This window comes from Pseudomonas sp. PB106 (assembly GCF_009764645.1).
Taxonomy (GTDB): Bacteria; Pseudomonadota; Gammaproteobacteria; order Pseudomonadales; family Pseudomonadaceae; genus Aquipseudomonas.
This window is the reverse complement of the sequence record NZ_RWIM01000035.1, coordinates 1-14,777: the sequence shown is the minus strand read 5'-3', so window position 1 is coordinate 14,777 and position 14,777 is coordinate 1. Positions and strand designations below refer to the sequence as shown.

The following is a 14,777-nucleotide window of genomic DNA, read 5'->3' as shown; positions in this document are numbered from 1 at the left end:
GAAGGCTGCGATCTTTTGATGTTGTTTGTAAAGATCAAAAGATCGCAGCCTTCGGCAGCTCCTACAGGGGACAGGGGCGCATATGTCGATTGTATCGACGGGTGTCGCCCTGCGCAGGGAAGGCCTCGGGTATACTGCCGCGTTTTGCGATCCCTGCCCGCATTGTGCGGTTCATGCAATGCGCTCTTACGTTTTGTTTAAGCAGCCGTGGCTGTTCTGAACCAGCCTGAGCAGGGATGTATCGGTAGATTTTTGGAGTTTTTATGCTCGAACAGGCTCAACGCGTCCTCAAGGACATCTTCGGCTACGACAGTTTTCGTGGCCGTCAGGGTGCAATCATTGAGCGCGTGGCCAGCGGCGGTGATGCGCTGGTATTGATGCCTACCGGTGGCGGCAAGTCGCTGTGCTTCCAGGTGCCGGCATTGCTGCGCGATGGCTTGGCCGTGGTGGTGTCGCCGTTGATCGCCTTGATGGACGATCAGGTCGCCACCCTCGAAGAACTGGGCGTGGCCGCTGCCGCGCTGAACTCCACATTGAGCGCCGAACAGCAGCGCGACCTCGCCGCGCGGATCAAGCGCGGCGAAGTGAAAATGCTTTATCTGGCGCCGGAACGTCTGGTCCAGCCGCGCATGCTGGCGTTTCTGCAAAGCCTGGAGATTGCCCTGTTCGCCATCGACGAAGCGCATTGCGTATCGCAATGGGGCCACGACTTCCGCCGCGAATACTTGCAACTGGGCCAACTGGCCGAGCTGTTCCCCAACGTGCCACGTATTGCCCTCACCGCAACCGCCGACAAGCGCACGCGGGAAGAAATTGTTGATCGCCTGCACCTGCAAAATGCTGAACGCTTTCTGTCGAGTTTTGACCGCCCGAACATCTTCTACCGCATCGTCCCCAAGGAACAGCCGCGCAAGCAGTTGCTGGCGTTCCTCGCCGAGCGCCGTAGCGACGCCGGCATCGTGTACTGCCTGTCGCGCAAAAAGGTCGAAGAAGTCGCGGCATTCCTCAGTGAGCAGGGTTTCCCGGCGCTGCCGTACCACGCCGGTCTGCCCAATGATCTGCGCGCCTATCACCAGAAGCGCTTCCTCAACGAGGAAGGGCTGATCATGGTCGCCACCGTGGCGTTCGGCATGGGCATCGACAAACCCAACGTCCGCTTTGTCGCGCATCTCGATTTGCCGAAATCCCTCGAAGCGTATTATCAGGAAACCGGACGCGGCGGCCGTGACGGCCTGCCGGCGGATGCGTGGATGGCCTACGGTCTGCAAGACGTGGTGATGCTCAAGCAGATGCTGCAGAACTCCGAAGGCGACGAGCGTCACAAGCGTCTGGAACAGCACAAGCTCGACGCCATGCTCTCGCTGTGCGAAGAAACCCGCTGCCGCCGACAGACCTTGCTGGCCTATTTCGATGAAGAGATGGCCGAGCCGTGTGGCCATTGCGACAACTGTGTCGACGGTGTGCAAACCTGGGATGCCACCGAGCCTGCGCGTCAGGCGTTGTCGGCGATTTTCCGCACCGGTCAGCGTTATGGCGTCGGACACCTGGTCGACGTACTGCTGGGCAAGGACAACGAAAAAATCCGCAGCTTCGGCCATCAGCATTTGTCGGTGTGGGGCGTTGGCAAGGCGCTGAGCGAAAGCGAATGGCGCTCGCTGTACCGCCAGTTGGTGGCGCGTGGGCTGGCGGATGTCGATCACGAGGGTTACGGCGGGCTGCGTCTCAGCGACAGCTGTCGGCCATTGCTCAAGGGTGAAGTGACTCTGGAGCTGCGCCGCGACTTGAAACCGCAAGTCACGGCCAAAAGCGGCAGCAAGAGCCAGGCAAGCCAACTGGTGCGCGGCGAAGAGCGCGAACAATGGGAAGCCTTGCGCGCACTGCGGCGCAAACTCGCCGAAGAACACGGCGTGCCGCCGTACGTCATCTTCCCCGATTCGACCTTGCTGGAAATGCTCCGCAGCCAACCGACGACTCTGGCGGACATGGCCCGGGTCAGCGGCGTCGGCGCACGCAAGCTGGAACGCTACGGCGAGGCTTTCCTCGAAGTGCTCGGTGGCGAGGCCGAGGCACCGAAAGTGGTCGCCGATGTACGCCACGAATTGATCACTCTCGCCCGCGCGGGCATGACGCCGCTGCAGATCGCCGGGCAATTGCAGTGCTCGGAAAAGAACGTCTACACCATGCTGGCCGAAGCGATCGGCAAACAGCAGTTGTCGCTGGAACAAGCGCTGGACTTGCCCGAAGAACTGATGGGCGAAGTGCAGGACGCGTTCCTCGATGGCGAAGGCGAGTTGCCGTCGGTCGCCGAAGTGGCCGAACTGTTCGCCGGTCGCGTGCCCGAGGGCGTGTTGTATTGCGTGCGGGCTGCACTGCAATCGGAATTTGAAATGTGAGGTGGCGTTTGTGCCAAGCCTCATACAGTTGTAACGATTCAGTACAGAGCGCCACTTGCCTATAACTGCAGCTCATGCTTAGCTGGCTAATAATTAGATTTTCTTTATTTTCAGTCTAACCGTGAGTGTTTTATGCCGTTAACCGATCAACACCGCTTTGGCATGCAACTGGCCCAGATGTCCCGTGGCTGGCGCGCCGAACTGGATCGCCGCCTCGCCGGTCTGGGCTTGTCCCAGGCTCGCTGGCTGGTGCTGCTGCATCTGGCGCGCTTCGAAGAAGCACCGACCCAACGTGAGCTGGCGCAGAGCGTCGGCGTCGAAGGTCCGACCCTTGCACGCTTGCTCGATAGTCTGGAAAGCCAGGGTCTGGTGCAACGCCAGTCCGTGATGGAAGACCGCCGGGCGAAAAAAATTGTCCTCTGTGCGCCAGCCCTGCCGCTGATCGAACAAATCGAAACCATTGCCACGCAGCTGCGTCACGAATTGTTCGAAGGCGTCGACGAGGCGGATTTGAAGGTGTGCATGCGTGTACACGGGCACATTCTGGGTAACCTGGAAAAATCTTGAGGCACATCCCCGTGCCGTTTCTTTGAGAGATCGCGCTGAGCCGACTATAAGAACTACTGGGCAATATCGTGTTCGTACCGGATGTGCGAACGCATAGAAGTCGGTTTTGCTTATTTAAGGGATGCTCATGCTCGCAAGTCGGCACGTGGTACTGCGCGGGGGCGGCAAATGGCTGCTGCTCGCTGGCGTATTCAGCTATTCGACCGCATCGATGGCGCTGGGGCTGGGTGACATCACTGTCCACTCAGCCCTCAATCAGCCGCTCAAGGCAGACATTGCATTACAGGATGTCGGCGCTCTGAGCCCAAACGACCTGTCGGTCAACCTCGCCACAGCGGACGAATTCGGTCGCGCCGGGGTCGAACGGGTGTTCTTCCTCAATGACCTGAAGTTCACGCCTATCCTGCATGGCAAACGCCAGATGATTCGGGTGACGTCGAGCAAACCGGTCAACGAACCTTTTCTGAATTTTCTCGTGGAGCTCAATCAGCCCAATGGCCGTTTGCTGCGCGAGTACACCGTACTGATCGATCCGCCGGGCTCGCCCGGGATTGTGCCGGCAACCGATGAACCGGACCCGCGTGCGCAGTCTTCCGAATTCCCGACGGTGGAACCCGCGACTGCGCCAGCGCAGGCAGTCCAGGGCAAGCGCGAAAGCGCAGTCGCCCCCGCACCTGCCACGCCGCCGGCCAACGATGCACTGGCCGAGCAGTTGGCTGCCAGTGTGCTGCTGAATCAGCAACTGCAAGCGACTCTCGACGAGCAGAAAGCCCGACTGTTGACTCAAGAGGCGCAGATCGCCGAAGGCAAGAAACAAATCAGCGAGCTGCAAACCCGCCTCGCCGAGCTGCAGAAACCTCCGCCAGCGCCTGTCGTAGCATCGCCCCCAACCCCCACCCCCATTGTTGCCCCTGTCGAAACCACAGATGACGGCTTGAACTGGCCGCTGCTCGGCGGTTTGCTGTTATTGCTGGGAGCTTTGGCGGCCTTGTTCGTGCGTCGTCGGCAACAACAGATGCACACGGGCGAACCGCTGCCATTGTCAGCGCAACCCGATGCAGCAGACGTAGACGAACCTGAACCGACAGCCCACGTCCGAGCTCACAATGCAGCCGACCACCGCGAAGAACCGGCCGCCGGGGATGTGCTGGAAGCGGTCGGTATTTACCTGGCGTATGGGCGACTTGGTGAAGCGGTGGGGCTGTTGCGCGATGCCTTGAACAAGGAGCCCGAGCGCCTCGAACTCGGCATGCAATTGCTCGAAGTGTTGGGCCGTCAGGGTGATAACAGCGCCTACGATCAGCAGGAAAGTCATCTGCGCGCACAAGGTGTCGATGAACAGCAATTGCACGACACCCGTGCCCGCCATCCGAAATTGGCCAGCGCTGTGGCGTTGGCGCCCGCCGTCGCGGCAGCGCCCATTGCCCCGGCGCAACCGGCCCCGGAGGATGATTTCGAGTTGAATCTGGGCGAACTGTCGATGGCTTCCAGCTGGGATCTGGAGGACAGTCGGCCATCCCCGGTACCGCCTGCGTCGGGCGAGCCGGGTCTCGGTTCAAGCCTGCAGGTCTTGCCGCCGGATTTCGAGTTGCCCGAAGCAGTAGCCGCAGAAGAGGCGGAACTTGAATGGATTCCCGAGCCTGACGCACAGCCTCTGGATGACGATTTTCTCAATGAGTTCGCTGATTCGGAACCATCGTTGGTGTTGGAGCCCCTAGAGTTGCAACTGTCCGAACCGGCGGAGCCCACCGGCTCATTGAAGCTCGAACAGGCGCAGACGTGCATCGACGACGGTGATATCGACAGTGCGATTGCATTGCTCAATGAATTGCTGAAAGAGGCTGATGAGCCGTTGAAGCAAACAGCGCGGACATTGTTGGCGGGGATTCGCTGATTTTTTAGCAGTCACCGATGCGGTGAACGTACAGACGCCTTCGCGAGCAAGCTCGCTCCCACAGGGGAGCGCATTCCAAACTGTGGGAGCGAGCTTGCTCGCGAAGGCGCCAGACCAGACTGCGTTAATCAGAAAGTCTGCCCAAGGTTCAGATACACCGCCTGCTCATTCGCATCATTCAACCCATAGCTGAAATTCAACGGCCCCAGCGGCGTATCAAAGCCAATGAACACACTCGCTGCGTTGATGTAGCCGCTGTCGAATTCATTGTCGTTGTTCCACGCACGTCCACGTTCCAGCGAGGCGCCGGCGTACATCGGGAAGTCCAGCGGCAAGTACGATCTTGGCGTCAACCGACGGTAGTAAACCGCCCGCAGCAGGCTGACGTTTTGCCCGGAAATCGCATCCTCGCGGAAACCGGACAATTGCCGCGCGCCACCGAGCAGAAAGCTTGAAGTGACCACATTGGCATCGTCCAGTGTGCGACCGTAGCGCCCACCAAGAATCAGCGTATCCGGGCCGTGGCTCATGGCTTTGTCGAGTTTGAATTCCCACTGCCGGTAACGCGTGTCTGAACCCAGGCTTGGCTCGAACTGCATCAGCGTCAGGCTGATGTCTTTGCCTTCGTGAGGGAAGTACACGTTGTCCAGCGAGTCGTACGAGTACTTCAACTCATAAAACCCTTCGTTGAAACTTTCACTCGGCAAGTCCTGATCGCCAATGCGCACATCGGCCTTGCCCCACGCCTCACCCACACCGAAACGTACTTCGCCGTTGTTGCCGATCTGTCGACCGAAGTTGAGCCCGAAACCGTAGCGTTCGACGCGGTATTGCGCGATCGGATCGTTGTCGAGCACCGAATCGACGTTCTGCGCTTCAAACGATGCATAAGGCGCGACGAAGTAACGTGAGCCGACATCCAGCGGCTGATAGAACTCGGAATACAGCTCTTGCTTGTCGCCGATCTGCGCGCGGGTCAGCCATTCCGCACCGAGTCGGTTGATCCCGTTGATGCGGTAACTGGCACCGAGGTTGAAGGCGCTGTCGCCACGCATATCGTCGGAAAGGTTGAGCCCGACCCGCAGATAATCGGTGCCGCTGCGTTTGCCCCGAGCGCTGATCACCAGCGTGTGATCTTGGCCTTTGTGCACGACGCGGTATTGCACTTGTTCGAAGTAGTCGAGGCCGTACAACGTGCCCATGTCGGAGTGCAGTCGACCCATGTCCAGCGGCTCACCGATGGGCTGGCGGATGTAATAGCGGATCACATCGTCGTCGACTTTCGAATCGTTCTCGACCCTGATCGCCGTGATGATCGGCGTGCGCTGGCCGGGTGAGCGCGCGGCGTTGAGTTCGGCGTCCTGGGATTCCTTGGGTTTGAGCGTGGCCAGGCGTGCATCGAGGATTCGGGTCGCGCGGTATCCAGCGTCGATCATGTCCTGCGCCTTGCCGAAATCGGTGACGCCATACGCCGCCAGGGCTGGCTGGATCAACACGTCGGTTGGCTTGAGCGCGGCCAACTGCTCTTCGGAATTACTGCGGGTCATCAGGGTGATCGACTGGTTCAGTACATCAACTACCGTGGTCAGTTGCTTGCGGTTGCGCAGTGGCGTGCCGATGTCGACGACGATGGCCACGTCAACGCCCATTTCCCTTGCCACATCGAGCGGGATGTTGTCGGTCATGCCGCCGTCCACCAGCAGCCTGCCGTCGAGCTCGACCGGGGCGAACACCGCTGGGATCGACATGCTCGCACGGATCACCTGGGGCAGATGGCCTTTGCGAAACACCACTTTTTCGCCGTTGGCGATGTCGGTGGCGACAGCGCGGAACGGGATCGGCAGTTTGTCGAAATCCCGGGTGTCGCTGGTGTGCGCGAGCAGGCTTTCCAGCAGCAGTGCCAGGTTCTGGCCCTGAATTACCCCGAGCGGCAGGCCGAGGCTGCCATCGTCGCGGAAGCTCAGTTTTTGTTTCACCAGAAAATCGCGGTCATCCTGCTTGCGGCGGAACGGTACGTCTTCGCGCGGTGGCGCGTCGGAGAGCGCGGCTTGCCAGTCGATCTGCAGCGCCAGTTTTTCCAGCTCGTCGATCTTGTAGCCCGAGGCATACAGACCCCCGACCACCGCGCCCATGCTGGTGCCGGCAATCGCATCGATCTTGATGCCTTGCTCCTCCAGTGCCTTGAGCACGCCAATGTGCGCCAGCCCACGCGCCGCGCCGCCGGACAGCACGAGGCCGACCTTTGGCCGCGATGCCTCAGTGGCTTCGACGCTGGCATGGGCGAACAGGGGCAGTAAACCAAGCAGCAGGCAGAACAGCAGACGGCGCATTGTGAGTCTCGGGGCGATCGGTAAAGCCGGCTATTATAGCGGCGCCCTCTGTCTCAGGAGTTTCAGCGAACATGACTGTCGCAAAAGCAGAAGTTGTCATCACCTATTGCACCCAATGCCAATGGCTGCTGCGCGCCGCGTGGCTGGCCCAGGAACTGCTCAGCACCTTCGGCGATGACCTCGGCAAAGTGTCGTTGGTGCCGGGCACGGGCGGGGTGTTTCACATCACTTGTGCGGGCACGCAGATCTGGGAACGCAAGGCGGATGGCGGTTTTCCCGAGGCCAAGGTGCTCAAGCAACGGGTTCGCGATCAGATCGATCCTGATCGCGACCTCGGCCACAACGACCGCACTCAGTGAGACGCGGCCTCGGCGGCGACGGTTTTTTTATCGCTGCCGCCCGACATGCGCGCCGACACCACGATGGCAACAATGATCAGTGCGCCGCCCATCAGCATGCGCAGAGTCGGGTTTTCATTGAACAGCAGCCAGGCCACGGTGATGCCGTAAACCGGCTCCATGGCAAACACCACCGCCGCCGTGCGCGCCTTGATCACCGCCAGACTGGCAACGAACAGGCTGTGGGCGACGCCGGTGCAGAACACGCCAAGCAGGGCAATCCACAACCAGTCCAGCGCACGGACTTCGCTCAATTGTGGTGCTGCGACCGGCAGCAGACACAGCGCCACGACCACGTTCTGACACAACGCCGCCTGCACCGCCGGGATACGCCCGGAGCTGGCGCGATTGGTCAGTGACAGCAGGGAAAACAGCAGTCCCGACAGCACTGACCAGAGCAGGCCGACGGTCGCGCCGCTGCCCAGATCGAAGGCTGGCGTCACCAGCACCAGACCGACACTGACCAGCACCACCAGGACGATTTCATTGGCGCGAATACGTTCGCGGAAGATCAGCCCTTCGAGAATCACCGTGAACGCCGGGAAACTGGCAAAGCCCAGGGTCGCGATCGCTACGCCGGCGACTTTCACCGAAATAAAGAAACTCACCCAGTGCCCGGCCAGCAACACGCCGCTCAAGGCCAAGCGTCGCCAATCCACGGCCTGGAGTTTTTGCCAGCCGCTCTGGCTGGCGAAACGGGCGAAGAACGCCAGGGCGAGTACGGCGAAGGCGGCACGGCCGAAAACGATCACCGCCGGCGAAGCGGCAGCGAGCTTGCCGAATACGCCGGTCAGGCCAAACATCAAAGCACCGATATGCAGGGCGCCGAGGGCAGTACGCGGAGTCATTGCAGTCCTTAATCCAGACACGATTTGATCATTCCCACGCTCAGCGTGGGAATGCCTCTAGGGACGCTCTGCGTCCAGTGACGCGGAGCGTCACGGGCTGCAGTCCCACGCCGAGCGTGGGAATCAGCCCGAAGGCCCATTGAACCGCGTATCGACCTGCAAGTCTGTCGGCAGGCTATCGTCTTTTGTTGTAGGAATCGCGCCGAAGTTGCCCGGGTGATGCGCCGAATTCACGTAGGACGGCGGCGGAAAAGGCACTCTGCGAGCTGTACCCGACGCGGCTGGCGATTTCTCCGATCGGCAGGCCGGTGTCGCGCAACATTTGCACCGCCAGATGCAGGCGTCGGCTGCGAATGTAGTCCATCGGCGTCTGCCCGCATTCAGCCATGAAGCGCGCATGCAGGCGCGCACTGGACAAACCGGCGACCCGGGCGAGGTCGGCGACTTGCAGCGGATAAGCGGCGTGTTGCTCGATGTGCGCATCCAGCGCGGCATAAGGCAGGCGGCGAACCGCGAGTTCGGCAGGTTGCGCGTGATTGAGGCTGGCCAGCAGCAACACCGCGCCTTGCTGCGCGATCAACGGATCGTTGACCGGGCTGTTCGCCAACCAACTGACCAACTGACTTTGCCCCGAATCCAGCGACAGCCGCCCCGGTTGATCGAGCAAGCGGCGACTGGCCTCGGCATGCGCGCCCAGTGAGTCCTGCACCCATTGCCCTTCAGGGATGTCGAGCACCAGGCAGCGGCTGCCTTGGGGACTGCCGCAAGCATGGTGGGCGCCAGAAGGGATGACCACGAAACTCTGCTGGCGCACCTGGCTGCCACAACCCTCGACCTCGAAATCCAGCGCACCGGACAAGCCGAACACCAATTGCGCGTGGTCGTGGCTGTGGACGATCAAGTCGTGGGTGTACTGGCGCAGGGTAAGGATCGGTCGCATGGCAGGTTGTCTCCGAATTGAGCTTCAGTCTACACCGGCGCACCCCGGATGCGTTGTCACAGGACTGACTTGCGCTTGTCATGGTCGATTCACCGGGCGAGCGCACTCTGGCGAAAACATCGCAGAGGGTTGCCCATGACCAGCGCCGAGCTCGCCAGACCCAGCCGCAAACAACGGGTGCGAACCCTGTGGATTTCCGACGTGCACCTGGGGACGCGGGACTGCCAGGCGGAACATTTGTCGCAGTTTCTCAAGGGCTACCATGCCGACAAGGTCTATCTGGTCGGTGACATCATCGACGGCTGGAAACTGCGCGGCGGCATGTATTGGCCGCAAGCGCACACCAATGTGATCCGCCGCTTGCTGACCATGAGCAAGCGCGGCACCGAGGTGATTTACGTCACCGGCAACCATGATGAATTCCTTCGCCGTTATTCGAAACTGATTCTGGGCAATATCCAGTTGGTCGACGAAGCGGTGCACGTCACGGCGGACGGGCGTCATCTGCTGGTGATTCACGGCGATCAGTTCGATGTGATAACCCGTTATCACCGCTGGCTGGCGTTTCTCGGCGACTCGGCTTACGAGTTCACCCTGACGCTGAATCGCTGGCTCAACCATTGGCGCGCCCGCTATGGCTACGGTTACTGGTCGCTGTCGGCGTACCTGAAGCACAAGGTGAAGACGGCGGTGAGTTTCATCAGCGACTTTGAAGAAGCCATCGCCCATGAATGCGTGAAACGCGAGTTGCATGGCGTGGTCTGCGGGCACATTCACCATGCCGAGATCCGCAAGGTGGGCGACGTGGATTACCTCAATTGCGGCGATTGGGTGGAGTCGTGCACGGCGCTGATCGAGCATTGGGATGGCACGATCGAGTTGTATCGGCTGGCAGATGCACAGGCGCGGGAGGCGGAGCTCAAAGCGGCCAAGGTTGCTGAACTCGCATAATGCTCCGGTGGTTGAAAGGGCCTCATCGCTGGCAAGCCAGCTCCCACAGGGTTCCTGGGTGCACACAAAATGTGTAAGCGATCCAACTCTCAGTGGGAGCTGGCTTGCCAGCGATGGGGTCAGAACAAACAACATCAAACCGTGGTGTGTTCTTCCATTGCGGCTTTGTAAATCGAGTTCTTCGGCTGGGCAAACAACCTTTCCATCATCGGCTCGAAGAAACTCAATGGCAGGGTGTCGTAGGCCGGATCAAATGCCGCCGCATCGTATTTGGCGCAAAACTCGGCGGTCGCTTGAAACTGCGGATGCGCTTTGAATTGCTCGCGCAAATGCCGATCCATGCCCAAATGGTGGAAGAAGTAGTAGCCCTGAAAAACGCCATGCTTCTCGACCATCCACAGATTCTCAGCACTGACGAATGGCTTGAGAATCGCCGCAGCAATGTCCGGATGGTTGTACGAACCCAAGGTGTCGCCGATGTCGTGCAGCAGCGCGCAGACCACGTATTCCTCGTCACGCCCATCGCGAAAGGCGCGGGTCGCGGTTTGCAGGGAGTGGGTCAGGCGATCCACGGGGAAACCGCCGAAATCGCCTTCGAGCAGTTTCAGATGGTTCATGATCCGCGACGGCAATTGTTTGGCGTAGGCACTGAAGTCCGCGGCGATGATTGCCCAGTCTTCCTGCGTGCCATCCTTCATATGGGTGAAGCGAGCATTGGCGTTCATCGGCCATCCTCTTTGTTCTTGTTGTCTAAAACGCAACGCGACCAAGGATCATGTCGCGGTACATGACGAAGTCGCCGAGCAGGCTGTACAGCGGATGCTGGAAAGTCGCGGGCCGGTTCTTTTCAAAAAAGAAGTGGCCGACCCAGGCGAAGCTGTAACCGGCCAGTGGCAGGGCCAATAACAGCAGCCAGGCGCCTTTGGCGATGGTCATCGCCAGAATAAAAATCACCAGTGTGGTGCCGATGAAATGCAGGCGACGGCAGGTGCTGTTGGCGTGCTCGTTGAGGTAATACGGATAGAACTCAGCGAAGCTGTTGAAATGCTTGATGTTTTCCACGACCGCGTTCTCTGTGGTTATTGTTCTGGCGACGAGTTGTTCTGCGGGTAGCCTATTTGAGTCTAGAGTGATCATTGGCGTGGGCCAGTGACAATCGGCGCCACTTTAGTATCCTTCGCAAATCAGGCCGTAACATGCGGCCCATCATGTAAAAGAAAAACGCCATGAGCGAACGAACGACTTCTGCAAGCTGGGCGATGGGGATTGTCAAAGCATTGGAGATGGACGGCCTGGATTGCCGGGTTCTGTTCAAGCAACTGGGGCTCGATTACTCGGCTCTGGATGATCCGGATGCACGCTTCCCGCAAGATTCCATGACCCGACTCTGGCAACGGGCAGTCGAGCTGTCCGGCAACCCGGCGATCGGCCTGAACATGGGCAAAGTGGTGCGTCCGGCCTCGTTTCATGTGGCCGGCTACGCGCTGATGTCGAGCAATACCCTGGCCGAAGGCTTTCAAAGGTTGGTGCGCTACCAGCGGATCATCGCCGAAAGTGCCGACCTGAGCTTCCGTCTGCTGGAAGAGGGTTACGCGCTGATTCTGACCGTGCACGGCGATCACCTGCCGCCGACCCGGCAAAGCGCCGAAGCCTCACTGGCTTGCGCGCTGGGCCTGTGCGGCTGGTTGACCGGGCGCACGCTGCATCCGGTCAAAGTGCTGGTGCAGGGCGATGAACCGGATGATCTGGAACCCTATAAACAAGCCTTCCACGCGCCGTTGATGTTCAACGCGCCGTACGATGCCTTGATCTTCGAGCGCGCCGACATGGAGGCGCCGCTGCCCACCGCCAATGAAGCGATGGCGCTGTTGCACGACCGGTTTGCCGGGGAATATCTGGCGCGGTTCTCGGAAAGCCGTGTGACCCACAAGGCGCGGCAAGTGCTGTGCCGCTTGCTGCCACAAGGCGAGCCCAAGCGCGATACCGTGGCGCAGACCCTGCATTTGTCGCAGCGAACCTTGCAGCGGCGCTTGCAAGAGGAGGGCACCAGTTTTCAGCAGTTGCTCGACGACACCCGCCGCGAACTGGCCGAGCAGTATCTGGCGCAACCGAGCATGACCTTGCTGGAGATTGCCTATCTGTTGGGCTTTGCCGACCCGAGCAATTTCTTTCGTGCGTTCCGCCGCTGGTTCGACACCACGCCCGGCGATTACCGGACGCGGTTGTTGCAGGCACCGAACGCGATCAGTGACGCCAAAAGGCCGGAATACACAGCACAAACACCGTAATGATCTCCAGTCGGCCAAGCAGCATGCCGAACGACAGGATCCACTTCGCCGCATCCGGCAAGCTGGCGAAGTTGCCTGCCGGGCCAATGGTTTCGCCCAGCCCCGGGCCGACGCCGGACACGGTGCTGGCAGCGCCGGTCAGCGCGGTCATCCAGTCGACGCCAAGCAGCGACAGCAGCAGGGCGATCACGCAGATGGTGATGGCGAAAAAGAACGAAAAAGTCAGAATCGAACGCACGATCTCTTCGTCGAGACGGTGACCGTTGTACTTCTGCTTGATCACCGCGCGCGGGTGAATCAGCTGATTAAGGTTGGCCTTGAGCAGGATATAGGCGACCTGGAAACGGAAGATCTTGATCCCGCCCGCCGTCGACCCGGAACAGCCTCCGACAAAACCCAGATAGAAGAACAGCATCAACGAAAAGTTGCCCCACAGGCTGTAGTCGCCGAGGGCAAAACCGGTGGTGGTGACCACCGAGGTCACGTTCAGCGCGACATGGCGCAAGGCGTCCAGCCAATGCAGGTTTGTCGTCCACCAGTACCAGGTGCCGAGCACCAGCCAGGTCACCAGCAACATCCCAAGCAAACCTTGCACTTGCTGATCCTTGATCAGCGCTTTGCGGTTGCCGCGCAGCGTCGCCACGTACAGGGTGAACGGCAGGCTGCCGAGAATCATGATGACCACCGCGACCCAGTGCACCGCCGGTTGCGTCCACTTGGCCAGCGACTGATCGGAGGTCGAGAACCCACCCGTGGAGATCGCTGACATCGCGTGGTTGATCGCATCGAACGGGCTCATCCCCGCCCACCAGAACGCCAGGCTGCCAAGGATGGTGATGCCGACATACGCGGCAACGATCAGCCGCGCCACCATATGCGAGCGCGGCATGACCTTTTCCGAACGGTCCGAGGATTCAGTCTGGAACAGGCGCATGCCACCGATGCGCAGTAGCGGCAGGATCGCCACCGCCATACCGATAAAGCCGATGCCGCCGATCCAGTGCAGCAATGAGCGCCACATCAGGATGCCGGGGGACATGCTGTCCAGGTGATTGAGCACGGTCGAGCCAGTGGCGGTGATGCCGGACATGCTTTCGAAAAACGAGTCGGTGTAGCTGATGTGCTGGGTCAGCAGAAACGGCAGCGCGGCGAAAATGCACACCACCAGCCAACTGCTGACGGTCAGCAAATACATGTCGCGCGGACGTAAATGAATGTGTTCGGGGCGGCCGGGAATCACCAGCGCAAGGCCGGCGACGAAGGTGATCATGCTCGCCCAGAGGAACGACGGCAGGTCGCTGGTGCGGTCGAATATCACCAGGGTCGCCATCGGGACGACCATGGCCACGGCCAGGGTGATCAGGAAGATGCCGATGATAAAACCAATGATCCGTAAGGTCGGCAACGCCATGAAGTCCGCTCGGGCTGATGTGGGAAGGGCGCCATTCTACCCGTGGGGCAGGGCATGTAAACCGGCATCCTGTTGGCAGATAAAGCTAGAATAGCCGCACATATTTTTCAGGAGGTGGCCGATGCAGGCTCTCGACGCTTTGCTCAACCGTGTTTCCGTTCCACGTCTGGTCGAACCGGCCCCCACTGCCGAGCAGCGCGAAGCCCTGTTTGGCGCAGCCTTGCGCGCACCGGATCACGGGCACTTGCAGCCGTATCGCTTCCTGACCGTCGAAGGCGCGGCGCGCGAGCAAATGGGCGAGTTGCTGGCAGAAGCGGCGCAACAGCAAGAAGGCGAAGTCACCGAAGCGATGATCGACAAGGCGCGCAACGGCCCGCTGCGCGCGCCGCTGGTGGTTGTGGTGATCGCTAAATTGCAGGAGCACGTCAAGTATCCGAAGGCCGAGCAGTTACTCGCGGCCGGCTGTGCGGCCCACGGGATTTTGCTGGCGGCGTATGCGCAGGGGATTGGTGCGGTGTGGCGCACGGGTGATCTGGCGTATTCCAAGCATGTGGCGCAAGGCTTGGGGCTGGCTGAAGGTGAAGAGGTGATTGCGTTTCTCTACCTGGGGACGCCGCAGAAAGAGCCGCGTGTGGCTGAGAAGGTTGATCTGACCGAGTTCGTCAGCGCCTGGCCCGGTAAAGCTTAAAATCAAAAGATCGCAGCCTGCGGCAGCTCCTACATTGGAATGCGTTTTCCTGTAGGAGCTGCCGCAGGC

Annotated in this window: 13 protein-coding genes; 7 read left to right on the top strand and 6 right to left on the bottom strand. The window is 60.3% G+C overall.

The window, feature by feature from the left end:
- Positions 1–263: 263 nt before the first annotated feature.
- The 3 genes from recQ to EJA71_RS05685 all read left to right on the top strand — a co-directional run bounded on the left by recQ (position 264) and on the right by EJA71_RS05685 (position 4,854).
- Positions 264–2,393: a DNA helicase RecQ gene (gene recQ / locus EJA71_RS05695; protein ID WP_158955065.1), complete on the top strand. Its 2,130-nt coding sequence runs from the start codon at positions 264–266 to the stop codon at positions 2,391–2,393.
- Positions 2,394–2,525: 132 nt separating this feature from the next.
- Positions 2,526–2,960, top strand: a complete 435-nt coding sequence (locus EJA71_RS05690; protein WP_016984207.1) for a MarR family transcriptional regulator — start codon at positions 2,526–2,528, stop codon at positions 2,958–2,960.
- Between the two features lie 127 nt (positions 2,961–3,087).
- Complete coding sequence (locus EJA71_RS05685) at positions 3,088–4,854, top strand: FimV/HubP family polar landmark protein (protein WP_158955064.1); 1,767 nt, start codon at positions 3,088–3,090, stop codon at positions 4,852–4,854.
- Between the two features lie 128 nt (positions 4,855–4,982).
- On the opposite strand, the gene EJA71_RS05680 is transcribed toward EJA71_RS05685, so the two are convergent.
- Entirely contained in the window at positions 4,983–7,184 is a 2,202-nt protein-coding gene (locus EJA71_RS05680; protein ID WP_158955062.1) for a patatin-like phospholipase family protein, read from the bottom strand.
- 71 nt (positions 7,185–7,255) lie between these two features.
- Between EJA71_RS05680 and EJA71_RS05675 the strand changes: the two genes are divergently transcribed.
- Positions 7,256–7,543 carry a SelT/SelW/SelH family protein gene (locus tag EJA71_RS05675; protein ID WP_158955060.1) on the top strand — a complete coding sequence of 96 codons (288 nt, stop codon included), beginning with the start codon at positions 7,256–7,258 and terminating at the stop codon, positions 7,541–7,543.
- Here the strand turns inward: EJA71_RS05675 and EJA71_RS05670 are convergent.
- Both EJA71_RS05670 and EJA71_RS05665 read right to left on the bottom strand, forming a co-directional pair.
- Positions 7,537–8,430 (bottom strand): DMT family transporter, encoded by an 894-nt coding sequence (locus EJA71_RS05670; RefSeq protein WP_158955058.1) that lies wholly within the window; start codon positions 8,428–8,430, stop codon positions 7,537–7,539. The genes EJA71_RS05675 and EJA71_RS05670 overlap by 7 nt on opposite strands.
- Before the next feature lie 175 nt (positions 8,431–8,605).
- Positions 8,606–9,370: an AraC family transcriptional regulator gene (locus EJA71_RS05665; RefSeq protein ID WP_158955056.1), complete on the bottom strand. Its 765-nt coding sequence runs from the start codon at positions 9,368–9,370 to the stop codon at positions 8,606–8,608.
- 135 nt (positions 9,371–9,505) lie between these two features.
- On the opposite strand from EJA71_RS05665, the gene EJA71_RS05660 reads away from it, so the two are divergent.
- A complete protein-coding gene (locus tag EJA71_RS05660; protein ID WP_158955054.1) occupies positions 9,506–10,321 on the top strand; it encodes a UDP-2,3-diacylglucosamine diphosphatase in 816 nt (271 codons plus the stop codon).
- 134 nt (positions 10,322–10,455) lie between these two features.
- Here the strand turns inward: EJA71_RS05660 and EJA71_RS05655 are convergent, their stop codons facing one another.
- Positions 10,456–11,046 carry an HD domain-containing protein gene (locus tag EJA71_RS05655; protein WP_158955052.1) on the bottom strand — a complete coding sequence of 197 codons (591 nt, stop codon included), beginning with the start codon at positions 11,044–11,046 and terminating at the stop codon, positions 10,456–10,458.
- A 25-nt stretch (positions 11,047–11,071) separates the two neighbouring features.
- The gene (locus EJA71_RS05650) at positions 11,072–11,383 is read right to left on the bottom strand and encodes a DUF962 domain-containing protein (protein ID WP_158955050.1); all 312 of its coding nucleotides are present in this window, start codon (positions 11,381–11,383) and stop codon (positions 11,072–11,074) included.
- Positions 11,384–11,547: 164 nt separating this feature from the next.
- On the opposite strand from EJA71_RS05650, the gene EJA71_RS05645 reads away from it, so the two are divergent.
- Positions 11,548–12,609, top strand: a complete 1,062-nt coding sequence (locus tag EJA71_RS05645) for an AraC family transcriptional regulator (protein ID WP_218576472.1) — start codon at positions 11,548–11,550, stop codon at positions 12,607–12,609.
- Here the strand turns inward: EJA71_RS05645 and EJA71_RS05640 are convergent.
- Entirely contained in the window at positions 12,566–14,020 is a 1,455-nt protein-coding gene (locus EJA71_RS05640; protein ID WP_158955048.1) for a TrkH family potassium uptake protein, read from the bottom strand. The genes EJA71_RS05645 and EJA71_RS05640 overlap by 44 nt on opposite strands.
- Positions 14,021–14,141: 121 nt before the next feature.
- Between EJA71_RS05640 and EJA71_RS05635 the strand changes: the two genes are divergently transcribed.
- Positions 14,142–14,708, top strand: a complete 567-nt coding sequence (locus tag EJA71_RS05635; RefSeq protein ID WP_158955046.1) for an NAD(P)H nitroreductase — start codon at positions 14,142–14,144, stop codon at positions 14,706–14,708.
- Positions 14,709–14,777 lie beyond the last annotated feature (69 nt).